Raw genomic sequence first — 25,216 nt, 5'->3', positions numbered from 1 at the left:
GCGCCTCGCCGGCGGTCTCGGCGGTCTCCGGCGCCGCGGACTCCTGCGGGGCCGGTTCCCGTACGGCGGGGTCCTCGGCGGGCTCCTGCGGGGCGGCGGATACGGAGTCGGCGTCCGTACCGTCGCGGCCGGAACGCGGCCCCGGGGAAGCGGCTCCCGGCTCCTCGCCGGGGGCAGGGGCGGGCCCTGAGGCCCCGCTCGCGGCGGAGGACGGGGCGGGGGGTCCGGGGTTCTCGGTGTCGTGGGCGGAGTGCGGTGCGGGGGCGGAGTCTGCTCCGAATCCCGTACTCAAAGTGCGTTCGCCTCCTCAGGCGTGGTGCGGTCGTGCGGTGGCGCCGTCAGCGGCGGCGCCTTCGGTCGGCACGCGGTGGCACACGTGTCAGGGCCGCGTGCGGCCCTTGTCGCGGCGCGGCTCCGGGTCGATCCGCCCCCACGGACCGTCCGCGGGCGTCACAGGTCGGCCAGCTTCTCCAGCACGGGGGCGGCCGCGCGCAGCTTCGCCCACTCGTCCTCGTCCAGGCCCTCGGCGAGCGAGGCCAGCCAGACGTTCCGCTTGCGGCGGCTCTCCTCGAGCATCGCCTCGGCGCGCTCGGTCTGGCTGACCACCTTCTGCCGACGGTCATCGGGATGCGGCTCAAGCCTGACAAGCCCCTTGGCTTCCAGCAATGCCACGATTCTGGTCATCGACGGCGGCTGCACGTGCTCCTTGCGGGCCAGCTCGCCCGGCGTGGCGTGGCCGCACCGGCGCAGCGTGCCGAGCACCGACATCTCGGTGGGGCTCAGCGACTCGTCCACCCGCTGGTGCTTGAGCCGCCGCCCCAGCCGCATCACGGCGGAGCGCAGGGAGTTCACAGCGGCGTCGTCCTCGACGCCGTGGGACAGGACAGGCATGTATTTAGCGTAACTCATTACTCAGACTAAATACTCCCGCCGTGCGGCGGCTCGCCGGTGGTATCGCACACATATTTCACTCGTAAGAGTGAGTCTGTCGCGGAAAGTGACCCGAAGGTCCGTACCGGGACCGGACGCTTGCGGGCATGGGATCGACTGTGCTCAGCCTGCGGATCGACGGTGAGCTGCTCGACCGGATCAGGCGCCATGCGGCAAGACGGGGGATGAGCGTGCAGGACTACGTGGTGAGAACGCTGGTGCGCGACGACTTCGACGAGCGCTTCAAGACGGCGGTCGACGAGACGGAGAAGTTCTACTCGGCGGGCTGAGGCAGCGGCCGGGGCGCGTACGGGTGGCGCGTACGGATGGGTACGCGCCCCGGGCCCGCGCCCCCCGGGCCCGGCCCCCGCCCCCGCGCCCCCGGCCCGGTCCGCGGGGGCGGGCCACCGGCCTCGGGCCTCGGGCCTCAGGCCTCAGGCCTCGGGCCTCAGGCCTCGGGCCTCAGGCCTCAGGCCTCGGGCCTCGGGCCTCAGGCCAGGCCGAACGCCGGCATCAGGTAGTAGAAGAGGAACACCGCCGACACCACGTACATCGGGACCGGCACCTCCTTGCCGCGCCCCAGCACCAGCCGGAGCACGCTGAAGGTGATGAAGCCGATGCCGATGCCGTTCGTGATCGAGTAGGTGAACGGCATCATCACCATCGCGAGGAACGCCGGGATCGCGAGGGAGTAGTCGCTCCAGTCGATGTCCTTGACCGACCCGGCGAGGATCATGAACCCGACCGCGACCAGCGCGGGGGTCGCCGCCTGCGAGGGCACCATCGTGGCGAGCGGCGTGAGGAACAGCGAAGCGGCGAACAGCACGCCCGTGACGACCGAGGCGAGGCCCGTGCGTGCGCCCTCGCCGACGCCCGCGGTCGACTCGACGAAGCAGGTGCCGGCGGAGGAGGAGCTCGCGCCGCCCGCGGCGACACCGATGCCGTCGATGAACAGCACCTTGTTGATGCCGGGGATCCGGCCCTGCGCGTCGGTGAGGCCGGCCTTGTCGCCGACGCCGAGGACCGTGCCCATGGCGTCGAAGAACGACGAAAGCAGCACGGTGAAGACGAACAGCACGCCGGTCAGGATGCCGACCTTGTGGAAGCCGCCGAAGAGGCTGATGTGGCCGATGAGCCCGAAGTCCGGGCTCGACACCGGGTTGCCCGGCCACTTCGGCACGGTCAGGCCCCAGGACGGCACCTTCGCGACGAGGTTGATGACGATCGCGAGGACCGTCATCGCGACGATCGACACCAGGATCGCGCCCGGCACCTTGCGCACCAGGAGGGCCAGCGTGAGCATCGTGCCCAGCGCGAAGATCAGCACGGGCCAGCCGTCGAGGTGGCCGTCGCCGCCGAGCTGGAGCGGCACGGTGGTCTGCGCGACGTCCGGGATGCGGGAGACGAAGCCCGAGTCCACCAGGCCGATCAGCATGATGAACAGGCCGATGCCGATCGCGATGCCCTTGCGCAGCCCGCCGGGCACCGCGTTCATCACGCGCTCCCGCAGTCCCGTGGCCACCAGCAGCATCACGACCAGCCCGGCGAGCACGACCATGCCCATCGCGTCGGGCCAGCTCATCCGCGGGGCGAGCTGGAGCGCGACGACGGTGTTGACGCCGAGCCCGGCGGCGAGGGCGATCGGCACATTGCCGAAGACGCCCATCAGCAGGGTGGTGAACGCGGCGGTGACCACGGTGGCCGTGACCAGCTGGCCGCTGTCGAGGTGGTGCCCGTACATGTCCTTCGCGCTGCCGAGGATGATCGGGTTCAGCACGATGATGTAGGCCATCGCGAAGAAGGTGGCGAAGCCGCCGCGGATCTCACGGGCGATCGACGAGCCGCGCTCCGTGATCTTGAAGTAGCGGTCGAAGCCGTTGTGCGGCTCGGCGGGAGAGGGCGGCTGACCTGCGGGGTCGACCTGAGCGGTGGCCGAGGAGGGCATGCGTGGGGACCTCAGTCGTCATCGGGAACGGGGCGGGCGGGCGTACTCAGTCGGGCTCGGTCGGACGCGCTGCTCTGCGATCGCGTTGGACGTTTGAACGAGCAAATCAGGACAACGATCAACCGAAACTGTTTCAGTATGAATAAAAGTAGGTGAAGATCACCATCTCCGCGCGTAGATCCCGGTACGCCCGGCCCGCGGGGCGCCGCCGGGGCCCCGGCGGCCCGCAGAGGCCGCCCTCATAGACTGGCCCCATGCCCAAGACCCGTCTCACGGCGACACCGCAGCGCGAGGCCCCCGAGCCCCTCGAAGGTCCGATCGTCGCCACCGTCACGGGCGGCACGATCATCTGGTTCGTGATGTTCCTCGGCCAGCTCCCCTTCTACGGCTGGTTCAGCGACCACGGCCACGCCTGGTGGATCTGGACCTGCCTGACCGGCGCGGGTCTCGGCTGCTTCGGCATCTGGTACGTGCGCTCCCGCGACGCCGCCATCAAACGCGCCGCCACGCCACCCACCGAGAACGCCCCCCACCGCGAGCCGTAACGCCCCCGGGCGGCGGTGGCGGCAAGGGCGGGGCCTGGGGCTGGGGTCAGGCGTCGAACCAGCGGGCCTGGGCCAGTTCTTCTGTTCTTGTGGGGTCTTCGAGGAGGGCCGCCACCTCGAAGCGGCGGGGCCACTGGGCGGCGGACCAGGCGAGGCCCGCGGCCACGCCTTCGAGGGTGGCGGCGTGGAGGGTGCCGTCGGGGGTGCGGCGCCAGTCGAGTTCGAGGTCGCCCGCGGGGGCGCGGACGGTCAGTTCCTCGTGCTCGACGTAGGTGCGGGGGCAGGCGGGGCCGAGGAGGAGGCGCACGGGGTCGGGCACGGCGTGCTCCTCGCCGCGGCTGGTGACCTCGGCGAGGCCCGCCGCGGCGATCTGCTCACCGAGGCGGCGGACCTGGAGGAGCTCGGCGAGGTCGGCGGCGCGGGCCGGGGACACGGGCAGCAGCGGCCATCCTTCGGCGAGGGGCAGCAGGTCGGGGGCGTCGGCGACGAGCGCGTCCGCCGCGTCGACGACACGCACCTCGCAGTCGACCACGGCGCGCAACTCGTCGGGCAGCGTGACCTGTTCCGGGTCGAGGTCGGCCAGCTCCGTGTAGAGGGCGTGGAGTTGGGCGGGGCGCACCGGGCGCTCCGCGTCGGCGAGGCGGCCGAGCAGTTCGGCGGCGCCGCCCGGCTCCGCGAGCAGCGCGCGCACGGTGGTGCGCACGCCGAGGGCCCGCAGCACCTCGGCGTCCTCGAAGCCGGTCGCGTCGACCTCGTCGTAGAGACCTTCGAGGAGCGGGTCGACGCCCGCGGCCCGCAGGCCCGCGGGGCGGCGCCCGTCGAGCACGGGGTGGTCGCGCAGCCACCACGCGGTGTACGGGCGCACCGTCTCGACGGTCCCGTCGGGCAGCAGCACGCGCACCCGCTGGACCAGCGCGTCCCGCAGCGGCGGGCGGGCGAGCAGCGCGAGGGCGCGGGGCCAGGCGTCGTCGTCCACCAGGTCCAGGTCGCGCACGGCGACGATCTCCGTGGCGACGGGCGGCACCGGCGACTCGGGCAGCCGGTCGAGCACGTCCTCGCACCACACGTCGACCGCGTCGAGCAGCCCCGCGTCGTCGGGCTCGGCGAAGTCCCCGCTGTGCGGTTCGAGTTCGTCGGGGTCGAGGACGACGTCCGTGGCCCGTACGAGCGCGAAGTCGGCGAGCACCCCGCACGCGGCGAGCGGCTGCTCGCCCCAGCGGTCCGCCAGCTCGGCCTCCACGAAGGCCAGTTCGCCGCGCCGCAGGACACCGGCGAACGGGCTGCCGGGCAGCACGAGTTCACCGGCCGGCGCGATCTCCCCGTCGTCGTCCGGCAGGGCGAGTGCGCCGAGCCACGGCTCGTCGCCCGGCGCGAGGTCCGCGTCCCGCACCAGGCCGAGCACGGTCTCCGCGAGCTCCTCGGGGCTCGGCGCGCCCCCGTCCTCGTCCCACACCTCGTCCGCGTCGAGCGAGGCGGCGACGGCCGCCCGCACCTGGGGCGTCGTCAGGACGGCGCGGGGCGTCGCGGGCAGCGCGCCCAGCTTCTCCAGCAGCGGGTGCACGGCGTCCGGGTGCGCGACCTTGAGCCCGAGGCGGCCGAGTACGGCGGGCGGCTCGGTGTCGGGCAGCGGCAGCAGCACCTGCCGGGGGCCGATCGCGGTGCGCCCCGACGCCAGCGGCACCGGCAGCCCGGACAGGCGGTCCTGGTCGACGCCGGCGAGGGACTCGTACAGCCTGCGCCACCACGCGGGGGCGCGCGCCGCGCCCGCGATGCGCTCGATCGCGTCGCCGAGCGGCAGCCGCCCGACGCCGAGCGTGCGCAGCTCGGTGCGCCGCTCGTACCCGCCGGGCAGCAGCGTCGGCAGCACCTCGGCGAGTACCCGTACGGTGTCGGCGCCCGCGCCCTCCACCACCTCGGCCTCGAAGGGCCGCAGCGCGCGGATCTCGTCGGTGGGCACGGCGGGCGCGAGGAACGCGACGCGCGGCAGGCGCTCAAGGATCGCCGCCCGCAGCAGCCCGTCCAGCTCGCCCTTGCTGAGCGGCCCCGGCACCAGGTCGATGGCGGCGGGGGTGACGGGCCGCCAGTCGGACAGCAGGTCCGCGTAGGCGTCGGCGGCCCGCGCGACCAGGAAGTCCGTGAGGGGCCCCGGCGCGGGGTGGCGGCGCGTCGGATCGAGCGGGAACGACGCGATGAGCAGCGCGGGCACCCCGAGCGGCTCGTCCGTCGGGGTGGGCGCGTGCACGACAGGCGCGGTCCTGGGGCGCACGGGGACGACCCCGGGGCCGTCGGGGCCGTCGGGGCCCGCAGAGCCGTCAGGCTCCTCGGCGTCCCCCGCGGGCGCCGCGCCGCCCCCCGCGGCGGATGCACCCGCCACGGGCGCGCCGTCCGCCGTCTCCACCGGCACCGCCCACGTCACCGACCAGTGCGGGCGCAGCCGTTCCTCGGTGGGGCGGTCGGCGAGCAGCGCGGGCTCGACCGCGCCCTCCCGCCGCACGACGCGCCAGGTGCGCGTCGCGCCGCGGTCCGTGATCCGGACGAACGGGCCGTCCTCGACGCGGCGCAGCACCCGCTCGCCGCCGTCGTCACCGTCGTCTGGACCGCCCTCGACGACGATCTCGTCGAGGCCCGTGAGGGTGAGCAGCAGCGCGTCGTCGAGGTCGGCGAGGAGACGCCGTACGAGGTCGAGCGCGGTGCCGTCGCGCAGCGGCAGGATCACCGCCGTGTCGTAGCCGACCGGCGCCGCGCCCTCTGCGGGCAGCGGCAGCCGCAGCAGCGGCACCTGGCCGTCGCGCCTGCGGATCTCGTCGGCGAGGCCCGCGCCGCCGGGCCCTGCGGCCGCGGCCGCCTCCTGCGCGAGGGCCAGCGCGTCGGTCAGCGACCACCTGACACCGCCGCCGCGGCCCACCACGGCGGGCTCGTCGCTGACGGCGAGCACCGCGGCGAAGCCGACGCCGAAGCGGCCCACGGCCTTCGCCGCGTCAGCGTCCTCGCGCTTCGCTGAGGCGCGCAGCGTGGACAGCGACTCGACACCGGCCTCGTCGAGCGGCGCGCCGGTGTTGGCGGCGACGAGCACGGGCCCGCCGTCGCCGCCGTCGCGCAGGGTGAGCCGCAGCCGCCCCCGCACACCGGCGCGGGCGGCGGTGTCCGCCGCGTTCTGGGCCAGCTCGACCACCAGGCGGTCGCGGTAGCCGCCGAGTGCGAGGTCCTCCTCGGCGTTGGCGTCCTCGCGGAACCTCGCGGGGCTCGCCGCCCAGGCGTCGAGCACCCCGCGCCGCAGCCGCGCGGTCCCGAACGGGTCGGCACCTTCGCCTGTCGTGACGCTCACGTTGTGACTCCGCTCTGTCTGTGTCCGCGGCCCTCCGGGCGGGCGGCCGGCACTCCGCGGTGACCCCCGCGCCGTGCGGGCCCGAACGTACCGCTCCCGCCGCCGCGCCCACACGCCGCGTACCCTCGCCCCGGGGGCGGGCACCCGGGGCGGCGTGCGGGCACGCCTGTGCACCCGGCCGCCTGCCGGGTGCGGTGCGTGGGGGAAGAGGCCGCGCCGAGGTCAGCTGTGGCCCAGGTCCTCCGACCCGTCGGGCTCCTGCACGGTCGGCACCGAGCCCTCGTCGCGCACAGGGTGCAGCGGGAAGGTGTCGGAGCCGACGGTGTCGAGCACGGGCGGCGGCGGCACCGGGGGCTTCGGCATGACCGCGGCCTCCGAGTGGCCGCCGCACCCGTACGCGAGCGACACGACGCGGCCGTCGGCGGGCGAGAACTCGTTGGCGCAGATGCCGAACGCCTGCCGCAGCGACCCGGCGAGCGGCACGAGGAAGCCGCAGGAGACGCACGGCGCGGGCGCCGCCTGCGCCATCGGCGTCTTCGGGCCGAACTCCTCCTCCCACCGGTCGGCCGCGGTGTGCAGCCCGTACCGGGAGAGCACCCGGGGCCTGCCCATGCCGAGCTCGTCGGCGACCGAGGCGATCCTGGCGCGCGCCGGCAGCGTCGTCGGCAGGTCGGGGGTGGTGAGCTCGGCGTCCTCCGCCTCGACCAGGTCGGCGAAGGCGCCGGTGGCCAGGGCGGGCTCCCCCGCGGCCACCGGGGCCTCGGGGACTTCGCCTGCCGCGTCCTCCGGCTCCTGTGCGGCCTCGCGGACCGCGACGGCGTCGGGCGCGTTCGGCGGCTCCTGGTCCTCGCCGGTGTAGCCGGGTTCGAGGCGCAGGTCGTCGGCCTCGGTCGGCAGCAGGTCGCCCGGGCCCATGTCGCCGGGGCGCAGCCGCTCGCTCCACGGCACCCACTCGGGCGCGCGCAGCGCGTCGGGGCCCGGCAGCAGAACCGTCTCGTCCAGGGTGACGGCCTTCGCGCGGGAGGCGCGCGCCACGGTGACGGCCCAGCGCCAGCCCCGGTAGCCGATCTCCCTGCACTCGAAGAGGTGCGTGACGACCCGGTCGCCGTCGGCCACGACGGATACGTGCTCGCCCACGAGCCCGGGCGCCGCCACCTCCTCGGCGGCGGCCCGCGCGAGGTCTACCGCCTCGGCGCACAGGCGGTCAGGGGTACGGCTTCGCGTCGTCGCAGCACTCACAGGTCTCGCTTCTCTCCTACGCCGTAGCAGCACGGGTGCGCCGGCCGTGGGCGGTGTACGGGCCGACGGGCGGAGCGGACCAGAGGGCCGCATCGACGTCCGTCGCCCGACCGGCTTCCCGGGCGCACCCCACCGCCGTCCACAACCATTGTGCGGGACGGCGAAAAGGCGCGCGGCCGCGAGCAACCGCCGGTGGCGCGCTACGCACGCTACCTCCTCAGCCGCCCACGGCCCACCTGCGCGCCGCCAATCCTCTGCTCGCGCTCCCGCCGAAGCCCCGTCGCAACGAAGCCGTGACCCGCCGCACAGGAAGGCGGGGCCCGGCGCACAGGAAGGCGGGGCCCGGCCCCGACACGCCGCGGGAACACGTCCTGCTCATGAACGGGAGGGCGCGCGGGGCGCGGCGTGCCGTTCGCCGCGCTGTCACGCAGGAGATCGGTTCGCTCCCGGGACCTGTGGGGCACTATGACGGAGTGGCAGCCGCCAGGTCGTCCGATTCGTCCCGCCCGCTCCGCAGGACGGCGCGGGCGATCGGCCGTGCCCTGCACACCCCGGTCACCGGTCCCGCGAAGGGCGTGCGCAAGTTCACCCACGCACACGGCGCGGGCGAGTCGGGCCTCGGCAAGCTGATCGAGCTGCACGCCGTGAACGGCGCGGGCGACGTCATGATCACCGTCGCGCTCGCCTCCACCGTCTTCTTCTCCGTGCCGACCGACGAGGCGCGCGGCCGGGTGGCGCTCTACCTCGCCATCACGATGGCGCCCTTCACCCTCCTGGCCCCCGTCGTCGGGCCGATCCTCGACCGGCTCCCGCACGGCCGCCGCGCCGCCATGGCGATCGCGATGCTGGCCCGCGCCGTCCTGTCGATCGCGATGTCGGGGGCGGTGGCGACGGGCGGCATCGAGCTCTACCCGGCGGCGCTCGGCTGCCTCGTCGCGTCGAAGGCGTACGGCGTGGTGCGCAGCGCCGTCGTGCCCAGGCTGCTGCCGCCGCGCTTCCCGCTGGTGAAGGCGAACTCGCGGGTGACGCTCGCCGGGCTCCTCGCGACGGGCGTCGCGGCGCCGCTCGGCGCGGGGCTGCACCAGGTCGGCGTCGAGTGGCCGCTGTACGGGGCGTGCGTGATCTTCCTCGGGGGCACCTACCTGGCGTTCTCGATGCCGCCGAAGGTGGACTCGGCGAAGGGCGAGCGCAGGGCGCGGCTGGTCGAGCACCACGGGCTCGCGCCCGCGCTAACCGACCGGGACAGGGCGCAGGACGGGCGGGCTGAACCGGGCGGCGCGGCGCGCGGCCGCAGGGGCTGGCACGAGGGGCTCGCCTGGCTCGGCGCCCGCAGGCAGGGGGCGGCCCGCGCCGCGCGCTCGGCGCGGGCGGCGCGCGACGAGCGCGCCAGGGGCGGCGTCGTCATCGACAAGGGCACGGCCGACGGCACCCCGGCCCCCGGCGGCCGGGGCGAGAAGCGGCCGCGGCCAGGGCTGCGCACCGTCGGCCCCTCCGTGCTGCACGGGCTCCAGGCCAACTCGGCGCACCGCGCGCTCTCCGGCTTCCTCACCTTCTTCCTCGCCTTCCTGCTGCGCGACCACCCCCTGTCGGGGCTCAACGCGGCCGTCTCGCTCGGCCTCGTCGGCGTCTCCGCGGGCGCGGGCAACGCGATCGGCACCGCGGTGGGCGCCTGGCTCAGGTCGCGCGGCCCCGAGCTGATCATCGTGACGATGCTCGGGCTCGCGCTGTCGGCGACGGTGCTCGCCGCGCTGTTCTTCAGCGCCGTGATGGTCGCCGTGGTGGGCGCGGTCGCCGGGTTCTCGCAGGCCCTCTCGAAGCTGTCGCTCGACGCGACGATTCAGCGCGACGTGCCTGAGCAGGTCCGCACGTCCGCCTTCGCCCGCTCGGAGACCGTCCTGCAGATGGCGTGGGTCGTCGGCGGCGGCCTCTCCATGGCGCTGCCGCTCAACGCCTCGCTGGGCATGGCGGTCGCCGCCGCCGTGATGGCGACGGGCGCCGTCGCCGCCGTACGAGGGCTGCTGCGCGCGGCCCGGCGCGGCGCGGCGCACCCCCGCGCCGCGTGACGGCGGCGGACCGATAATCTTCGCCCATGACCGTTGCGCTCATTCCTGCCAAGGCCCGCAGGGCCGGCGTCGTCCTCGGTGCGGTGTCCGCCGGGCTCCTCGTCCTCTCCGCCTGTGACAAGCCGACGCCGCTCGCCACCGTGACGGTCGGTTCCGACTCCGTCCACTCGGAGGCCGGCTGCTACAACGGCGGCAAGGCCCTCCAGACGTCCACGGCGCAGAGCTGCCTGAACGAGAAGGCGGACCACACGATCACCGTGGGCCCCGACGACACCATCGGTTTCGGCGTCGACCCGGCCCTCACGGACGGCGACAACGGCTGGGCGCTGTTCCTCAACGGCCAGCAGGCGGAGGCGCAGCCGTCCACGGCCACCTACCGGCCGATCCCCGCCGCGTCGTTCTTCCAGCCGGACCAGACGACGGGTCAGGCGCCCAAGAGCGTGCAGGTCGCCATCGTGGAGAGCAACAAGACGTCCCCCTCGATCCGCGGCATCTGGCACTTCGAGCTGAAGATGAAGTCGAGCGACTGACGGTGTCGTCCGGGTTCCCAGGGTCCAAGGCGCCCGCAGGGGCTCCCGGCCCGCGGGTGCTCGTCGTGACGGCGGTCGAGGCGGAGGCCGAGGCGGTCGCCGCCGGCGCGCCCGGCCTCGACGTGCTGGCCGGCGGGGCGGGCCCGGCCGCGGTCGCCGCCGTCACCGCGCTCGCGCTGGCCCGCGCCGAGGCCGCGGGCCGCCCGTACGGTCTCGTGGTGTCCGCGGGGATCGGCGGCGGCATCGCCCCGCACGCGCCGCTCGGCGCGGTCGTCGTCGCCGACGAGATCGTCGCCGCCGACCTGGGCGCCGACACCCCGGACGGCTTCGTCCCCGTCGAGAACCTGGGCTTCGGCCGCTCCGTGCACCGCCCGCCCGCCGCGCTCACCGCCGGCATGGCCGACCGGCTCTCGGCCCCCGGCGGCCCCGCGGCGGTGTGCGCGCCCGTCCTGACCGTCTCGACGGTGACCGGCACGGCGCGGCGTACCGTCGAACTGACCGCGCGCCACCCGCGCGCGGCCGCCGAGGGCATGGAGGGGTTCGGCGTCGCGGAAGCGGCCGCCGCCCTCAGCCTGCCGTGCGCGGAGATCCGCGCGATCTCCAACGTCGTGGGCCCGCGCGACCGCGCCGCCTGGCGCATCGGCCCCGCCCTGGCGTCCCTGGAGCGCGCGTTCTCGCTGCTCAACCCCGTATTCGAGGAGCCGTCCCATGAGTGCCGATAGTGCCGTGAACCCCGCAGGAGCCGCCGAGACCGCAGACGGCGGCCCGCTCGGGCTCGTCTACTCGCCCTGCCCGAACGACACCTTCACCTTCGAGGCGTGGGCGCACGGCCGGGTGGCCGGCGCGCCCGCGGTCGACGTGACGTTCGCGGACATCGACATCACCAACGGCATGGCGGAGCGTGGCGAGGGCGACATCCTGAAGGTGTCGTACGCGGTGCTGCCGTGGGTCCTCGACGAGTACGCGCTGCTGCCGTGCGGCGGCGCGCTCGGCCGGGGCTGCGGGCCGCTCGTGCTCACCCGCGAGGCGGGCGTGGACCTCAGGGGGAAGACCGTCGCCGTGCCGAGCGAGCGGTCCACCGCGTACCTGCTGTTCCGGATCTGGGCGGCGGCGACCGTGCCCGGCGGGGTCGGCGAGATCGTCGTCCTGCCGTTCCACGAGATCATGCCCGCGGTGCGCGACGGCAAGGTCGACGCGGGCCTCGTCATCCACGAGGCGCGCTTCACCTACCAGAACTACGGGCTCCACTCGCTCGCCGACATGGGCGAGCACTGGGAGGCCACCACCGGGCTGCCGATCCCGCTGGGCGCCATCATCGCGAAACGCTCGCTCGGCGCCCCGACGCTGCGCCGGCTCGCCGCCGCGGCCACCGCGTCGGTGCGGATGGCCTGGGAGGCGCCCGAGGTGTCCCGCCCCTACGTGCTCGACCACTCTCAGGAGCTCGAACCCTCCGTGGCGGAGCAGCACATCGCGCTGTACGTCAACGAATTCACCGCCGAGCTCGGCGACGAGGGGTACGCGGCGATCCGCGGCCTGCTCGGCCGGGCGGCGGAAGCGGGCCTCGTGCCGCCGCTGGCGCCGGGCGCGCTCGACTTCGTGTGAGGCCGCGCGGGGTCCCCCGCGGCGGTCGGCCGCGGGGGACCCTGCGCCCCTCAGACGTCGAGCTGGTCGGCGACCGCGCGCAGCAGGCCCGCGATCTTCTTGCCGTGCGCCTTCTCCGGGTAGCGGCCGCCTTCGAGCGTCGGGGAGATCGATTCGAGCAGGGTCGTCAGGTCCTGCACGATCGACGCGAGTTCGTCGGGCTTGCGGCGCTGCGCCGCCGCCACGGAGGGCGCGGGGTCGAGCACGGTCACCGTGAGCGCCTGGTCGCCGCGCTGGCCCGCGACCACCCCGAACTCGACCCGCTGGCCCGGCTTGAGCGCGTCGACCCCGGCAGGCAGCACCGACGAGTGCACGAAGACGTCACCGCCGTCGTCGCGGGAGAGAAAGCCGAAGCCCTTCTCGCTGTTGAACCACTTGACCTTGCCGGTAGGCACGTCTGTCCTCGTCCTCGAACTCGTCTGCGCGCGGGGGCGCAGGAACCGGAAACACACAGGGGATGGAGAGCTGGGCACCGCGCTGGCGCGCGGCACCGGATCAGGGGGAAAACCGGGCCGGAGAGCAGTACAGCGGGTCACTCGACCCGCCGTCTCCCAGGCTAATGGCCCCGCGGCCGGTGACAAGACGTCGCCGGGCGGTCGCGCTGCGGACAGGGAGGCCCGGTGCCGCCTGAGCCCCCCGTCGCGTGGGAACTACCCTGGTGCCGTGACTGCTACTCCTGCATCCGGTACGACCGGTGCCCCCGCGTCGGGGTCGGCCGCGGCCGACCCGGGTTCCGGCCCCGGCGACGGGCTCGTCCGGGCCGGCGGAATCGTCTTCCTCATCGGTGCCGTGGCAACGCTCGTCACCGTCGCGCCGCTGTTCCTGCACACCAAGCCGTTTCCCACGGCCGCCTATCTGGTGTGCATGCTGATGGCGGTCGGCTTCGTGCTCGCCGCCGCCGGGGTGCTGCGGTCGATCGGCGCGCAGCGGCGTCAGGCGACGTCGTTCTCGGCGTCGGTCTCCGCCCCCGGCTCGCCCTCGGTCCCCGCGTCGGACTCCGCTTCCGACACGTCCCCCGAGGCCGAGGCGCCTGCGGCGCCCCGCGCGTAACCGAGCAGCCAGGCGGGGAACGCGGTCAGGTCCGCGAGGACCACGTCGGCGCCCGCCGCGCGCAGCTCGTCCTCGCCGCACGGCCCGGTCGGCACGGCCACGGACAGGCACGCGGCGGCGCGCGCCCCGCGCACGTCGCCGGTGTGGTCGCCCACGTAGACGCTCGCGCCGTGCGCGCGCAGCGCCTCCGCCTTGCCCTCGGCCCACAGCCCGCCGACGACCGCGTCGGGTTCGATGCCCAGGTGCGCCAGGTGCAGTTCTGCGTTGGGCTGGTGCTTCGCCGTCACCACCACCGCCGTACCGCCGAGGGCCCGTACGGCTTCGACGGCCTCGCGCGCGCCGGGCATCGCGAGGGTCGGCTCGATGGCGAATGCCGGGTAGATCTCCCGGTACCGCTCGCCGGTCGCCGCGATCCGCTCCCGCGGGAACCAGACAGACAGCTCCTGTTCGAGCGGCGGCCCGAGCCGCGAGACCGCGAGGTCCGCGTCGACGTACACGCCGGTCTCCGCGGAGAGCGCACGGTAGGCGGCGTGGATTCCGGGCCGCGAGTCGATCAGCGTCATGTCGAGGTCGAAGCCGACGACCGGCCGGCCGGCGGCGGAACGCGGAGCAGTTCGGGAAGCCATGCGCCCCATTGTGCAGGGAGGCGGCCGGGGGCCCGCGGCGCCCGCCGGCTGGACTTGGGCTCGCCTTACCGACGCGGGTTCCCTGTGCCACCGCCCGGTGCGTCCCCCGCGGGCCGCGCGTCCGCGACCGTACGTCCCGCTCCCCGATTGGTCCCGATGTCTGCCGCAGCCCCGTTATCTTTTTCGCGGTACTGCAAGAGGGCCGCTGGCCTCCGGGCCCGGCATGACTGTTGCCCCCTGTCGACGGGATGGCCTGGGGGTGGTGTCACCGGGTCCGAGGGGTGCCGTCGGAGACGCTGATCAGAGGTCCGACCATCGCCCGGCCGGGCGCAATGCCAGGCCGCTCGCGGGCGGCAGGTCTGCATAACGTAGATGCGCGAGAACGGCCCCGACCGTCGAGGCCGGCACACATCGACGCATGTGGGGGCATGGTGATCAGTATCGACGGGGTGGGCGTCTTCCTGGGGCTGGACGTCGGCAAGCAGACGCATCACGGTCACGGCCTGACCCCGGCCGGGAAGAAGGTGTTCGACAAGCAGCTGCCGAACAGCGAACTGAAGCTGCGGGCTGTCTTCGACAAGCTCACGGCCAAGTTCGGTACCGTCCTGGTGGTCGTGGACCAGCCTGCCTCCATCGGCGCCCTCCCACCGACCGTCGCCCGGCACGCCGGCTGCCAGGTCGCCTACCTGCCCGGACTGGCGATGCGACGGATCGCCGACCTCTACCCAGGCGAGGCCAAGACCGACGCGAAGGACGCTGTGGTCATTGCGGATGCTGCCCGCGCCGTGCCTCACACCCTGCGCACCCTCGACCTGACCGATGAGGTCACCGCGGAGCTGACCATGCTGGTCGGCTTCGACCAGGACCTCGCAGGCGAGGCCAACCGCACCTCCAACCGCATCCGCGGCCTGCTCACCCAGTTCCACCCCAGTCTGGAGCGCGTCCTCGGCCCGCGCCTGGACCATCCGGCAGTGACCTGGCTCCTCGAGCGCTACAGATCCCCGCAAGCACTCCGCGAAGCAGGCCGCCGCAAGCTGGTCGAGGTCGCCCGGCCCCGAGCGCCGCGCATGGCCGAGCGGCTGGCCCACGACCATCTTCACCGCACTCGACGAGCAGACCGTCGTCGTCCCGGGCACCGGCACCCTCGACGTGATCGCCCCATCGCTGGCGAAGTCGCTGGCCGCCGTTCACGAACAACGCCGGGCCCTGGAAACCCGGATCGAGGCACTGCTGGAGGCCCACCCTCTTTCCCAGGTCCTGACCTCGATGCCCGGCATCGGCGTCAGGACCGCCGCAGTCCTCCTGGCCACCATCGGCGACGGCAGCAGCTTTCCCACCGCCGCCCACCTGGCCTCCTACGCCGGCCTCACCCCGGCAACCCGGCAGTCCGGCACCTCCATCCACGGCGAGCACGCCCCCAAGGCGGCAACCGGCAGCTGAAACGGGCGATGTTCCTGTCCGCGTTCGCAGCCCTCCACGATCCCGCCTCCCGCACCTACTACGACCGCTGCCGAGCCCGCGGAAAACCCACACCCAGACCCTCCTCCGCCTCGCCCGCCACCGCATCAGCGGCCTGTTCGCCATGCTCCGCGACAGAACCTTCTACCAACCCCGAACCCCACACACGGCTTGACGAAAGACATAGAGGCCCCCCGGCACGTACGCGCCGCCGCCCGCGGCCGGCGGCCGCAGGGCGCTGCTCACCCGGCGGGTGGTGTGGACGGCGGCGACTGCCGCGGCGCTCGTGGTCGTGGTCCTGGTCGCGCTGAGCCTCGCGGTCGGCGCGCGCGGTGCCGCCGCTGACCGCCGTCGACGCGGAGGTGGTGTGCCAACTGCGGGTGCCCCGTACGGTGATCGGCCTCATGGTCGGAGCGGCGCTCGCGCTCGCGGGCACGGTGCTCCAGGGCATCACCCGCAACCCGATCGCGGACCCGGGCATCCTCGGCGTCAGCCAGGGCTCGGCCGTGTGCGCCGAGCTGGCGATCACCTTCGCCGGGGTGCACACCCTCGACGGCTATGTGTGGTTCGCCTTCGCGGGCGCGGGCGCCGCCTCCGTCGCGGTGTACGCGATCGCCTCGCGCGGCCTCGGCGGCGCGAGCCCGGTCAAGCTGGCGCTCGGCGGCGCGGCCGTCAACGCGCTCCTGGTCGCCGTCAGCAGGGCATCCTCACGACGAACGCGGCCACGCTCGATGAGTTCCGGTTCTGGCAGGTCGGCTCGCTGACCGACCGTGGCTCCTCGGTGGCCGCGGAGGTCTGGTCGTTCCTGCTGGTGGGCGCGGTGCTCGTGGTGTACGTGGCGCGCGGGCTCGACGCGGGCTGCTGCCCGCCGCGGCGCTGATCGGTCCCGTGATGCTGCTGGTCTCGGACGTGATCGGGCGGATCGTCTTCCCGCCGGGCGAGGTGCCCGCAGGCGTGATGACGGCGCTAATCGGGGTGCCGTTCCTGGTGGTGCTGGCACGCAGGAAGGCGGTGTCGGCGTGAGCGCGACGAACGCGGCGGGCCAGGACCGCGCCGCGCGGCGGCCCGCAGGGTACGGGCTGGTGCGGCGCGGCCGCGGCTCGTTCCTGCTGCACCGGCGTGCGGCGCTCGCGGTGGCCGTCCTGGTGGTGCTGCTCACCCTGGTCTGCGTGGCGTACCTGTGCGCGGGCGACGACTTCGTGTCGCCCGCCCGTGTCGTGCCGGTGGTCCTGGGCGGCGGCGACCCCGCCGACCAGCTGATCGTGGGCACGCTGCGCGAGCCACGGATGGTGCTCGGGCTGCTGGTGGGCGCGGCGTTCGGCGTCTCGGGCGCGCTGATCCGGACCGTCGCGTGCAACCCGCTGGCGAGCCCCGACATCATCGGCATCAGCCAGGGGGCGGGCGTGCTGACGGTGGGCGCGCTGACCTTCGGCGTCACCTCGTACACGCTGCTGCCCTACCTCTCGGTCGCCGGCGGCGTCGCCGCCGCGGGCCTGGTGTACGTCTTCGCCTGGCGCGGCGGGCTGCACGCGACGCGGTTCGTGCTGATCGGCATCGGGTTCTCCATCGCGCTGAAATCGGTCATCACCCTGCTGATGACCAAGGGCGACGTGCTCGTCGCCCAGCAGGCGCAGGTGTGGATGACCGGCTCGCTCAATGGCCGCGGGTACGACCAGGCGCTGCCGCTGCTGATCGTGCCCGCCGTGCTCACCCCCGCGGCGCTGTGGGCCGCGTGGGCGCAGCGCACGGTGTCCCTCGACGACGACACGGCGCTCGGCCTCCGGCTGAACCGGGTGCGGCTCGGTCTCGTGCTGATCGGCGTGGTCCTCGCGTCGGTGGCGACCGGCGCCGCGGGGCCCGTGGACTTCGTGGCGCTGATGGCGCCGCAGATCGCGCGGCGGACGACGGGCACGGCCCAGATCCCGCTGCTGACGTCCGCGCTGGCCGGCGCGGTGGTCTTGGTGTTCGGCGACCTGCTGGCGAAGACGCTGTTCTCGCCGACCGAACGGCGCCGTGGGCGCGCCGTACCTGATCTGGCTGCTGGTCCGGCGGAGCGGTGCTCGCGCGCGGGCGACGGGAGGCACGGCATGAAGGAAGGCGACGGCGCGGCGGAAGCCGCGGGGACGCGGCTCGCGGCGCGGGAGCTGACGCTCGCCTACGACGACCGCACGGTCGTGCGGGAGCTGGACCTCGCGATCCCCGACGGCAGGGTCGCGGTGATCGTCGGGCCCAACGCGTGCGGCAAGTCCACAACGCTGCGGGCGTTCGGGCGGCTGCTGAAACCGCGCGCGGGCACGGTCCTGCCGACGGCGAGGAGCTTGGGGTCCGAGTAGGAACGGAACAGAAAACCGGTGTAGCCGTCAAAACTTTTGACGGGCCGTGAGCGGAGCCTCGTCGTGCAATCCCGAAGCTGCCGCAAAGTGGCAGGTAGCTCAGCGTGACGTTCCGGCCTCGGGTCCCAGCGAAAGTCAACGGACAGTGGATGGCGGTGGCGGTGATTCCGTTTCGGGGTCGGTTTGTCGAACTTCCATTGCCTGACACCCTGTCGGGATGTTGCCGCAGTAAATACCGGATTTACTGTGGCGGACCCTCTACCGTGATCATCGCGACCTGCGGCGGGTTCTCCGGCCGCCGTAGGCGAGGTGTACGCATTTACGGGCGCGGTCGAGCGGTATCTCACCGGAGCCGGGATCGCGAAGTCCTCTGCGCGGATCTATCGGATCTCGCTGACGACGTGGGGGGATGGTCGCCGGGCAGTCAGCGCCGACCGGTCGGGCCCGCCGCGGCGCGAAGCCGCCCGCCGTGCCCAGTCTCTGTCATCGGCGGCCCCGCACTACCGGAGGTGCTGGCCGAGCTGGCCGCCGCGCGGGCGGACGAGATAGACGCCGACACCGTCAACCGGGAGCTGTCCATCGCGCGCGAGGCGATCGGCTGGTGGCAGAGGCAGGGCTGGATCACCTGCGATCCGACGATCGGCATCGAGCGGCGCCCGGCCCCGCGGGACCGGACCAAGGCCCTGGCCGAGAGCCAGATCGCCGCCTTGTAGCGGCTGGAGGTGGCGCTTCGGGAGAAGACCTTCTGGAAGATGCTCTACGAATCGGCGGCCCGAGCCGATGAGGTGTTGTGCCTGAACGTGGAGGACCTGTACCCGCAGGACAAGCGCGGCAAGATCACCGCCAAGGGTGGGGCGACCGAGTGGATCCACTGGCAGTCCGGCACAGCCCAACTCCTGCCCCGCCTCATCGCCGGCCGCACATGTGGGCCGCTGTTCCTCACCGGCCGCAAGGCCCCGGCCGGGACCGCGACGCTGGACGTATGCGAGGAGACCAGCCGCGCCCGGCTCTCCTACCGCCGGGCAGAGGAGATCTTCGAGGAGTCCACCCGGCTGCTGGCCAACCCGCTTGCCCGGCCCGAGGACATCGAGGACCTGGAGGGGTGGACACTGCACCGGCTGAGGCACAGTGCGCTGACGCACGACGCGGAGAACGGCACCTCCACACCGATGCTGCTGGCCCGCTCCCGCCACTCCTCAGTCCGCTCCTTGGAACGCTACGCCCGGCCCAGAGTCGACGCGGTCGCCCGGCACGTCGCCGAGCGCGACCCGGCCGCCCGCCGCAACGCGCCCCACTGACCGCGAACTCGTATGGGACACAGCCGTCGACACCCCGAAGGAACTCATGATCTTCCGGTTGAGGGCCACCATCGTTCGCCGCCCTGCACGATCCCGCCTCTGGCCCGCCACCACATCAGCGTGCTGTTTCGCGATGCGTCGTGACGGCACCTGCCACGAAGCCAGAACCCCAAGCCTCACTCGAAGAAAAGCATAGGGCACCGGCGGCCCTCACGGGTTGTTGCTGCACGCGCCGGCCCACCGGCTCCGGCGCGTGCCCGGCCCCTCGGGGGAGTAAAGGCCGAGCACGCTCGGGGTTACCGCGTGGTGACTCTGAATGTGTTCCGGACCTTGCCCGTGTACTCCTTCACTTCATCGACCGAGGAGCCGGTGATGAGGATTCGGCCGATGTCCTGGCCGCGGGTCCCTTCATTGGCGTGGATCAAGTCGCCGGTCTTCTTCCAGAGCTGGACATCGAATACACCGGGAAGGGCTTCAAGCGTCTCGGCGGGGGTGATGAACTCGATGGTGCCTGTGCTGTCGGTCCAAAGAAATTCGGCCGCCGCAGGCCGGCGCGTCTCGGGCTTCCAGCGGTAGTCCGGATCAATCTCCGTTCTCACCCATGTGTAGGCGAGTTGCATGCCGTACGCCCCGGCGTAGATCATCGTGTTCCAGGCTCCGGCCATGCGTGCGGCGATCTCCCCGAAGACAATCTCGCCGTTGTCCTGCAGGTAGAACTCGGCATGCGTGATGCCTGTGGTCAGATCGAAGCCCTCAAGGAGGGTACGGTTCTGGCGTAGCAGCGCGAGATGCTGGGGGTCGTCGGTGTCGGCGTGGGCGATGCTGCCCAGCGGACCGTGGCCGTGATTATCGAGGATCGTCGCCGTGTACTCCGAGACGCTCTCGAAGACGACGGCGCCGTCTCGGGTGATCGCATCCACATGGAACTGACGGCCGTGAACGAAGCCCTCCACGCGGTAATCGTGTCGCTGCTCCTCAATGCTGGGCCAAAGTTGCCTGAGCTCGGCAGCATCGCTGACCTTGTAGGTGTTGATGCAGGAGACGCCGTCGTACGGCTTGACCACGAGTGGGTAGCCGACCTGGGCGGCGAACTCTTCCACGGTGGCGAGCGTGTGGGGTTGGCAGGATGCGGCGACGTTCAAGCCCAGCTCGGCGGAGCGGGCGGCCATAGCGTTTTTGTCGCGGAAGTACACGCTCTGCCGCGAGGTGATCCCAGGTATACCGAAGACGCCGCGCAGTTGGGCGGCGGGCTGCACGTCTTTCTCGTCCAGCGCGACGATGCGACGGATCGGCCGGTCGGCTACTGCTTGCTGGACTGCGTCGGTCAGGCTGTCGCGGCTGGCCGAGCGGTAGAAGGCTCGCTCCGCTCCCAGCTCCTCCGGGATGAAGGTGTTCTCGGGCGCGATGCAGACGGGCACCAGCTGGCTGTCGATGACGGCTTGGACGGCCTGGGTGAGGATTTCGAGATGCCGCTCCTTGGTGCCACGAAACAGGATGACGACCGCCGCCGTGGTGGTGTTGCTAGGCATGGGAACCTCTGCTCTCCTTCTATTTGACGGTGGTATGACCGGCGAACCAGGTGAGGGTGTCGTAGACGGCAGCCTCGACCGCTTTCTCACTGTCGGCCCTCGCGATGAACCGTCCTGCGCGCAGGTTCGATGCGGTGGTCTGATCCGGCACGGTGCGGCCGGGACCAAGTTCGACGGCTGCCTCGACCACAAGATCGCGGCGGAGTACGTCTCCTGTGGTGGGCATCGATACGATCTCTCCGGGTGAGGCAGCGAGGTTCGCAAAGCCGTAGCTGAGGTCATCTTGTGGCTCGGCCGGGATCTCAGGTTTCGCCTGGACGAGGGCGCGAGCCCATTCGGCGGTGAGGTCCAGGCCCAGTTTCCGCACCAGCATTTCCCGCACCAGGCCGCCGCTGACGCGGCCGGCGCATTCGCTGAACACCAGATGGTGGCCTTGGTCGAACGCTTCCAGGTGGAACACACCATCTGTGTGACCGAGAGCCGTCAGCGCGGCCGAGGTGAGAACCGTGGCCTGCTCATACAGGCGGGGGTGATCCTCAGGGTTGAGGAGGGTGCCACCGACAGGTCCGCCGGTCTTGATGGCGATGAGGTTCTGCAGGTAACGGGAAACGGCGAGCGTGCACAGGTGCCCGTCGCGGACGACGCCGTCGATCTGCAACTCCACGCCGTCGATGAACTCCTCGACCGCCCAGGGGCCATGACCGGTGTTGCCGGGGCGCCCTGCGGCGAGCTGGCGGGCGGCCGGTGCATCTTGCACCAAGTGGGTTTCGCGAGTGCCTTCCCCGGCCAAGGGCTTGACGACTAGCGGGTACACGTCCGAACCACTGGGCAGATCGTCGAGAGTGTCGACGGTGTGGCAGGCGGCAACGGGCAGCCCAGATGTACCGACCGCGGTCTTTTGAGCGACCTTGTCGCGTAGCAGCACTGCCGCGTTCACTGGTATGGCGCGGGCGCCCGCCAGAGCGCCAACGGTACTAGCGGTAACCATGCAACGTTCCAGATTCGTGCCCACCGCGGCAAAGCCAGCCATATCGATGTGGTGACGCTCAAGAGCCGCAAGGACTTGCTCGACGTCGGCGGGATCCGAGGCGGTGACGAGACCGCCATCAAAACCGACGCGAAGGGCGGTCGCTTTGTCAGCAGGAGTGACGATGCACGTGGGCGTGTAGCCGACGGCTTCAAGAGCTTGGGCGGCACCTGACCGCCAGCCGATGAGGAGAGCTTTCTTCACGAGGTTTCCCTGTCAGAGGCTGCTGGTGTAGATCGCGGTGATCAGGTCGGCTGTGATCTCCGGGTGGGGGTCGTTGTCGAGGTTGCCCGAGATGCGGTCCGCGAAGCCGTGGACGTCTTCCGCTGTGTAGCCGTAGTCACTCAGCCTCTGCGTCAGGCCGATGTCCTGCAGCAGGGACTGCACAGCGTGGCGGAGGTCAGTCGCACCGAGAAACTGGGCTACGACCATTGCCTCGTCACCGGCTACGTGCTCGACGGGCTCCAGCCAGGCCGGGTACAGCATGGCCAGGCCGGAGCCGTGGGACGGGCCGACACGTTCCGCCGTTCCGATCGCCTGCTGCATTCTGTGCGGGAGACAGGTGCTGGCCGTGGCCACGTTGATGCCGCCGAGCAGGGCACCGAACGCCATGGTGTCCCGGACTTCCGTACCCCTGTCACCGACAGCCAGGCGGCGCAGTGCCGGTGCCAGGAGCTCGACCGCTCGCTCCGAGAGAGCCTTGTTCATCTCGCCGGAACGGCGCGCGAGGAAGCCCTCGACAGCGTGAGCTAGGGCGTCGAAGCCCGAGTCGAGGGCGACGAGGTGAGGAAGCGTGTCGGTCAGCGACGGGTCGACGACCGCGACCTTCGGGAAGAGATCGTCGCCGCGTATGCCCGACTTGAAGTCCCGCGCCACGTCCGTGACGATCGCACCCTTGGTGACCTCCGCACCGCTGCCGGCCGTGGTCGGTACTGCGATCACTGGCAGCGAGTCGGGGGAGGTGGCCAGGGTGCGTCCGATGAGCCCGGCGACCGATTCGTGTCCTATTCCGACTGCCACAGCCTTCGCGGCGTCGAGCGCGCTGCCCCCGCCCAGTCCGACGACCACCTGGGCGCCGAAGCGTCGGGCCTGCCGGATCGCCGCATCCACCTCGTCCGACCGGGGATTGGCGGAGATCCGGTCGCACACCTCGGCCTTGACGCCAGCGGCAGACAGAATCGCCTGGACACGAGCTAGTACACCCGACGTCCGCATGGCGTAACGACCGCAGACGATCAAGGTGTGGTCGCCCCAGGCGCGGACGTGCGTCCCCAGCTCCTCAAGACGGCCTCGGCCGAAGACGATCCGGGTCGGAACATGAAAGTCAAACATCGTCAAATCTCCGTCCAGGACATGGCGGCGTTCTCGCGCAGAGCGCGAAGGGCAGGGAGGTCCGCCTCGCCCAGATAGCACAGTGCGGAGCCGCCACCGGTCGAGGTGGGGCCGTCAAAGGGGAGCTCGGACACGGTGTCCCCACCGAGGAGTATCGCCTCGACCCCCGGAGCAGAGGCCCAGTTCAGCAGTTGTATCGAAGCGTGCCGGAACCCCTTGAGGTACAGGCTCGGTGTTCCGGCCAGCACGGCCCGGCATCCGCTGCCGCCGAACTCCCGCATGAGGTCCGCCAGCCAGGTTTCCAGACGGAAGTCCACGATGGCGAAACCGGGGGGAACGCCTTCCGCCACGCGGATCTCGCGCGGATCCGTGAAGGAGTCCCCGGACCTGCGGGCGATGACCACCCGGCTGGGCACGTGGATGCGGGCCGCCGCAGAGCCCAGGATCTCGTCTGTGGCTTTCGCACAGCGTTCAGGCTGTTCGCCGAGTTCGGAGTCGCCCACCTGGTGGCCCAGCGCGCCCAGCACGTGGTTCAGGACGGCTCCGGCCGGTACTACGACGTCGTACGTACGGGAGAAACTGCGCAGTCCGATGAGGGTCTTCTCCGGTTTGACGCCGCCCAGTACCGCGAGGGACGGGACGGACGGATCGGCGCCGGACCAAGGGGAGAGTCGTTCAAGCTCCACGAGCAGGCTGCGCGTGGCCCACCCGGGAAGGAACTTCAACAGCCCGGTGTTGGAGGCGTGTTCGCGGTGGGCCTTGGAGAAGCCGCCGACCGCAACCGCGTCTCCGAGACGGGCGAACCGGGCGCCAAGCGCGGGATCGTTGGCTTCCTCTCCCGGGTGGTGCCGTGTGTTCCCGAAGAGCGCCACCTCACCGGGGGCCAGCGCATGGGAGTGTTCGACAGCTGAGTCGCTGGTGTTCTCCGGAACGTAGACCACGTTCCTGCCGAGCCGCCCGCTCAGATAGGTGGCGATATCACCCAGGTGCTGTGCCGAACCGTCCTTGTGGCGGCCCTGGTGAGAGAGCACCGCCACCCGTGCCCCGGCGTCGGCGAGACGGGCGATGTCGGCCAGCTCGGTGTCGATCCGGCTGGTGTCGCGCATGCCCGATGCCACGTTGAACCCGGCCGAGAAGATCCAGCGTTCCCCGCTGACGATCCGCCGGTCGAGGAGCGAGCGGGGGACGTCCTGCGTTGCTGTGACCTGTACCGAGGGGTTCACGGTCACAGCCCGTACGTACGCAGGGCGGCTGTCTCGTCCAGTCCGAACATCACGTTCATGTTCTGGATGGCCGAACCGGCAGCTCCCTTGACCAGGTTGTCGGTGACCGACAGGAGTTTGACGATGCCTCGCTGGGCGTCGTAGTCGGCACCGATGTGGCAGAAATTCGAGCCCATGACTCCGGCCACGCTCGGATAGACGTCGTACTCCTTGGAGTTGATCCCTCCCGACTTGGGGAAGGTGTTCACCCGTACGAAGAACTCCTTCTCGCCGTCCCGGCCGTAGAAGTCGGTGAGCAGCTGGAGGATCCGCTCACGCGTCATGCCGTCTCGCACGCTGGGGTGCACGGCCAGGTTGGCCTGCAAGTAGATGCCACGGGCGAAGTTGCCGTGGGCGGTGTTGAAGTCCACGGTCAGCGGACGGCCCGCCTCGTCTGCTAGGTGGGTTTCCAGTTCCGGACCATGCCGATGGCCTTCCATGCTGTAGGGCAGCATGGAGTTCAGCACCTCCGCGTGCATGATGGACCGCTTAGGCTTGTTGCCGGCCCCGGTCGTGCCGTTGACGGCACTGATGTGGACGGGGGCGTCGAGGTCGGCCCACGTGGCACGCAGCAGTGGAGTGAGGGCCAGGATCGCGGTGATGACGTAACACCCCGGATTGGCGACGACTCGCGCCTTGGCAATGGACTCGCGGTTCAGTTCCGTCACGCCATAGACGGCCTCGGGCAGGAGCTCGGGAGTCGCGTGAGCGGAGCCGTAGACCCGCTGGTAGACGTCGGGGTCGGAGAAGCGGAAGTCGGCGCTGATGTCGACGACGCGGATCCCTCGGTCGAGGAACCAGGGCGCGTTGCGCATGGCCTCACCTGAGGGCGTGCAGAAGAACACCACGTCGAGCCCTTCGGCCCGGCGCTTGAGGTCGTCGAGGCCGAGGAACTCCAGACCGCTGCCCAAGAGGTTGGTGTGGAGGCGCTCGAACTGTTCGTCGCCGCGTGCGGTCGGCAGGATACGGCCGACGTCAGGGTGATTGAGTAGCAGTCGGCACAGTTCGCCGCCGGTGTAGCCGGTGGCGCCCACGACGCCGACGCTCATACCGTCGTTCTTCAGTGGCATGGATGTGCTTTCT

General features: G+C 72.0%; 23 protein-coding genes and 2 pseudogenes. 14 read left to right on the top strand and 11 right to left on the bottom strand.

What is annotated here, in order from left to right:
* Positions 1 to 450: 450 nt before the first annotated feature.
* Complete coding sequence (locus AB0910_RS09025; RefSeq protein WP_366743860.1) at positions 451 to 891, bottom strand: MarR family transcriptional regulator; 441 nt, start codon at positions 889 to 891, stop codon at positions 451 to 453.
* A gap of 146 nt (positions 892 to 1,037) precedes the next feature.
* On the opposite strand from AB0910_RS09025, the gene AB0910_RS09020 reads away from it, so the two are divergent.
* Positions 1,038 to 1,220: a ribbon-helix-helix protein, CopG family gene (locus AB0910_RS09020; protein ID WP_366743859.1), complete on the top strand. Its 183-nt coding sequence runs from the start codon at positions 1,038 to 1,040 to the stop codon at positions 1,218 to 1,220.
* 200 nt (positions 1,221 to 1,420) lie between these two features.
* On the opposite strand, the gene AB0910_RS09015 is transcribed toward AB0910_RS09020, so the two are convergent.
* Positions 1,421 to 2,875, bottom strand: a complete 1,455-nt coding sequence (locus AB0910_RS09015; protein ID WP_366743858.1) for an NCS2 family permease — start codon at positions 2,873 to 2,875, stop codon at positions 1,421 to 1,423.
* Between the two features lie 254 nt (positions 2,876 to 3,129).
* Here AB0910_RS09015 and AB0910_RS09010 point away from each other — a divergent pair, with 254 nt between their 5' ends.
* On the top strand, positions 3,130 to 3,420 hold the full coding sequence (locus AB0910_RS09010; RefSeq protein WP_366743857.1) for a DUF2530 domain-containing protein: 291 nt from the start codon (positions 3,130 to 3,132) through the stop codon (positions 3,418 to 3,420).
* A 46-nt stretch (positions 3,421 to 3,466) separates the two neighbouring features.
* Here AB0910_RS09010 and AB0910_RS09005 read toward each other — a convergent pair whose 3' ends face one another.
* Complete coding sequence (locus tag AB0910_RS09005) at positions 3,467 to 6,745, bottom strand: molecular chaperone Hsp90 (protein ID WP_366743856.1); 3,279 nt, start codon at positions 6,743 to 6,745, stop codon at positions 3,467 to 3,469.
* A gap of 222 nt (positions 6,746 to 6,967) precedes the next feature.
* Complete coding sequence (locus tag AB0910_RS09000; RefSeq protein WP_366743855.1) at positions 6,968 to 7,984, bottom strand: DUF3027 domain-containing protein; 1,017 nt, start codon at positions 7,982 to 7,984, stop codon at positions 6,968 to 6,970.
* A gap of 473 nt (positions 7,985 to 8,457) precedes the next feature.
* Here AB0910_RS09000 and AB0910_RS08995 point away from each other — a divergent pair, with 473 nt between their 5' ends.
* The 4 genes from AB0910_RS08995 to AB0910_RS08980 all read left to right on the top strand — a co-directional run bounded on the left by AB0910_RS08995 (position 8,458) and on the right by AB0910_RS08980 (position 12,179).
* Complete coding sequence (locus AB0910_RS08995) at positions 8,458 to 10,047, top strand: MFS transporter (protein ID WP_366743854.1); 1,590 nt, start codon at positions 8,458 to 8,460, stop codon at positions 10,045 to 10,047.
* A 26-nt stretch (positions 10,048 to 10,073) separates the two neighbouring features.
* On the top strand, positions 10,074 to 10,577 hold the full coding sequence (locus AB0910_RS08990) for a DUF2771 domain-containing protein (protein WP_366743853.1): 504 nt from the start codon (positions 10,074 to 10,076) through the stop codon (positions 10,575 to 10,577).
* Positions 10,578 to 10,642: 65 nt separating this feature from the next.
* Positions 10,643 to 11,299 (top strand): futalosine hydrolase, encoded by a 657-nt coding sequence (locus AB0910_RS08985; protein WP_366743852.1) that lies wholly within the window; start codon positions 10,643 to 10,645, stop codon positions 11,297 to 11,299.
* Positions 11,286 to 12,179, top strand: a complete 894-nt coding sequence (locus AB0910_RS08980) for a 1,4-dihydroxy-6-naphthoate synthase (RefSeq protein WP_366743851.1) — start codon at positions 11,286 to 11,288, stop codon at positions 12,177 to 12,179. Before AB0910_RS08985 ends, AB0910_RS08980 begins: the two co-directional genes overlap by 14 nt.
* 50 nt (positions 12,180 to 12,229) lie before the next feature.
* Here AB0910_RS08980 and AB0910_RS08975 read toward each other — a convergent pair whose 3' ends face one another.
* The gene (locus AB0910_RS08975; protein ID WP_345649512.1) at positions 12,230 to 12,613 is read right to left on the bottom strand and encodes a cold-shock protein; all 384 of its coding nucleotides are present in this window, start codon (positions 12,611 to 12,613) and stop codon (positions 12,230 to 12,232) included.
* A 268-nt stretch (positions 12,614 to 12,881) separates the two neighbouring features.
* Here AB0910_RS08975 and AB0910_RS08970 point away from each other — a divergent pair, with 268 nt between their 5' ends.
* The gene (locus tag AB0910_RS08970; protein WP_366743849.1) at positions 12,882 to 13,268 is read left to right on the top strand and encodes a hypothetical protein; all 387 of its coding nucleotides are present in this window, start codon (positions 12,882 to 12,884) and stop codon (positions 13,266 to 13,268) included.
* Here AB0910_RS08970 and AB0910_RS08965 read toward each other — a convergent pair.
* Positions 13,151 to 13,903: an HAD family hydrolase gene (locus tag AB0910_RS08965; RefSeq protein WP_366743848.1), complete on the bottom strand. Its 753-nt coding sequence runs from the start codon at positions 13,901 to 13,903 to the stop codon at positions 13,151 to 13,153. The genes AB0910_RS08970 and AB0910_RS08965 overlap by 118 nt on opposite strands.
* Before the next feature lie 422 nt (positions 13,904 to 14,325).
* On the opposite strand from AB0910_RS08965, the pseudogene AB0910_RS08960 reads away from it, so the two are divergent.
* From AB0910_RS08960 to AB0910_RS08930, 7 genes and pseudogenes are all read left to right on the top strand, one after another.
* Positions 14,326 to 15,527, top strand: a pseudogene (locus AB0910_RS08960) (IS110 family transposase).
* 157 nt (positions 15,528 to 15,684) lie between these two features.
* Complete coding sequence (locus tag AB0910_RS08955) at positions 15,685 to 16,116, top strand: iron chelate uptake ABC transporter family permease subunit (RefSeq protein WP_366743847.1); 432 nt, start codon at positions 15,685 to 15,687, stop codon at positions 16,114 to 16,116.
* Positions 16,097 to 16,375, top strand: a complete 279-nt coding sequence (locus tag AB0910_RS08950; RefSeq protein ID WP_366743890.1) for an iron chelate uptake ABC transporter family permease subunit — start codon at positions 16,097 to 16,099, stop codon at positions 16,373 to 16,375. The genes AB0910_RS08955 and AB0910_RS08950 overlap by 20 nt, the downstream gene beginning before the upstream one ends.
* A pseudogene (locus AB0910_RS08945) lies at positions 16,372 to 17,443 on the top strand (iron ABC transporter permease). The gene AB0910_RS08950 and the pseudogene AB0910_RS08945 overlap by 4 nt, the downstream one beginning before the upstream one ends.
* Positions 17,440 to 17,685 carry an ATP-binding cassette domain-containing protein gene (locus AB0910_RS08940; RefSeq protein ID WP_366743846.1) on the top strand — a complete coding sequence of 82 codons (246 nt, stop codon included), beginning with the start codon at positions 17,440 to 17,442 and terminating at the stop codon, positions 17,683 to 17,685. Before AB0910_RS08945 ends, AB0910_RS08940 begins: the two are co-directional and overlap by 4 nt.
* A 509-nt stretch (positions 17,686 to 18,194) precedes the next feature.
* Positions 18,195 to 18,398, top strand: coding sequence for a hypothetical protein (locus tag AB0910_RS08935; RefSeq protein WP_366743845.1), 204 nt, complete (start codon positions 18,195 to 18,197; stop codon positions 18,396 to 18,398).
* A 9-nt stretch (positions 18,399 to 18,407) separates the two neighbouring features.
* The gene (locus tag AB0910_RS08930) at positions 18,408 to 18,983 is read left to right on the top strand and encodes a site-specific integrase (RefSeq protein ID WP_366743844.1); all 576 of its coding nucleotides are present in this window, start codon (positions 18,408 to 18,410) and stop codon (positions 18,981 to 18,983) included.
* Between the two features lie 296 nt (positions 18,984 to 19,279).
* Here the strand turns inward: AB0910_RS08930 and AB0910_RS08925 are convergent, their stop codons facing one another.
* From AB0910_RS08925 to argC, 5 genes are read right to left on the bottom strand one after another with little or no spacing between them, the layout of a single operon-like run.
* Complete coding sequence (locus tag AB0910_RS08925; protein WP_366743843.1) at positions 19,280 to 20,512, bottom strand: hypothetical protein; 1,233 nt, start codon at positions 20,510 to 20,512, stop codon at positions 19,280 to 19,282.
* 19 nt (positions 20,513 to 20,531) lie between these two features.
* Complete coding sequence (locus AB0910_RS08920; RefSeq protein ID WP_366743842.1) at positions 20,532 to 21,743, bottom strand: hypothetical protein; 1,212 nt, start codon at positions 21,741 to 21,743, stop codon at positions 20,532 to 20,534.
* Between the two features lie 12 nt (positions 21,744 to 21,755).
* Complete coding sequence (locus tag AB0910_RS08915; RefSeq protein ID WP_366743841.1) at positions 21,756 to 22,871, bottom strand: iron-containing alcohol dehydrogenase; 1,116 nt, start codon at positions 22,869 to 22,871, stop codon at positions 21,756 to 21,758.
* A 2-nt stretch (positions 22,872 to 22,873) separates the two neighbouring features.
* Positions 22,874 to 24,100 (bottom strand): phosphoglycerate kinase, encoded by a 1,227-nt coding sequence (pgk, locus tag AB0910_RS08910; RefSeq protein ID WP_366743840.1) that lies wholly within the window; start codon positions 24,098 to 24,100, stop codon positions 22,874 to 22,876.
* Entirely contained in the window at positions 24,097 to 25,203 is a 1,107-nt protein-coding gene (gene argC, locus AB0910_RS08905) for an N-acetyl-gamma-glutamyl-phosphate reductase (protein WP_366743839.1), read from the bottom strand. Before argC ends, pgk begins: the two co-directional genes overlap by 4 nt.
* Positions 25,204 to 25,216: the final 13 nt, after the last annotated feature.

Origin of the sequence: Streptomyces sp. NPDC047002, from assembly GCF_040704505.1 — a bacterium.
GTDB lineage: Bacteria > Actinomycetota > Actinomycetes > Streptomycetales > Streptomycetaceae > Streptomyces.
This window is presented reverse-complemented; position numbering and strand designations above follow the sequence as displayed.

What these genes read in the sequence shown, in the direction of transcription:
- AB0910_RS09025 (WP_366743860.1), bottom strand. Translation starts at nt 891, where the DNA reads ATGCCTGTCCTGTCCCACGGCGTCGAGGACGACGCCGCTGTGAACTCC.
- AB0910_RS09020 (WP_366743859.1), top strand. Translation starts at nt 1,038, where the DNA reads ATGGGATCGACTGTGCTCAGCCTGCGGATCGACGGTGAGCTGCTCGAC.
- AB0910_RS09015 (WP_366743858.1), bottom strand. Translation starts at nt 2,875, where the DNA reads ATGCCCTCCTCGGCCACCGCTCAGGTCGACCCCGCAGGTCAGCCGCCC.
- AB0910_RS09010 (WP_366743857.1), top strand. Translation starts at nt 3,130, where the DNA reads ATGCCCAAGACCCGTCTCACGGCGACACCGCAGCGCGAGGCCCCCGAG.
- AB0910_RS08990 (WP_366743853.1), top strand. Translation starts at nt 10,074, where the DNA reads ATGACCGTTGCGCTCATTCCTGCCAAGGCCCGCAGGGCCGGCGTCGTC.
- AB0910_RS08980 (WP_366743851.1), top strand. Translation starts at nt 11,286, where the DNA reads ATGAGTGCCGATAGTGCCGTGAACCCCGCAGGAGCCGCCGAGACCGCA.
- AB0910_RS08965 (WP_366743848.1), bottom strand. Translation starts at nt 13,903, where the DNA reads ATGGGGCGCATGGCTTCCCGAACTGCTCCGCGTTCCGCCGCCGGCCGG.
- AB0910_RS08940 (WP_366743846.1), top strand. Translation starts at nt 17,440, where the DNA reads ATGAAGGAAGGCGACGGCGCGGCGGAAGCCGCGGGGACGCGGCTCGCG.
- AB0910_RS08925 (WP_366743843.1), bottom strand. Translation starts at nt 20,512, where the DNA reads ATGCCTAGCAACACCACCACGGCGGCGGTCGTCATCCTGTTTCGTGGC.
- AB0910_RS08915 (WP_366743841.1), bottom strand. Translation starts at nt 22,871, where the DNA reads ATGTTTGACTTTCATGTTCCGACCCGGATCGTCTTCGGCCGAGGCCGT.
- argC (WP_366743839.1), bottom strand. Translation starts at nt 25,203, where the DNA reads ATGCCACTGAAGAACGACGGTATGAGCGTCGGCGTCGTGGGCGCCACC.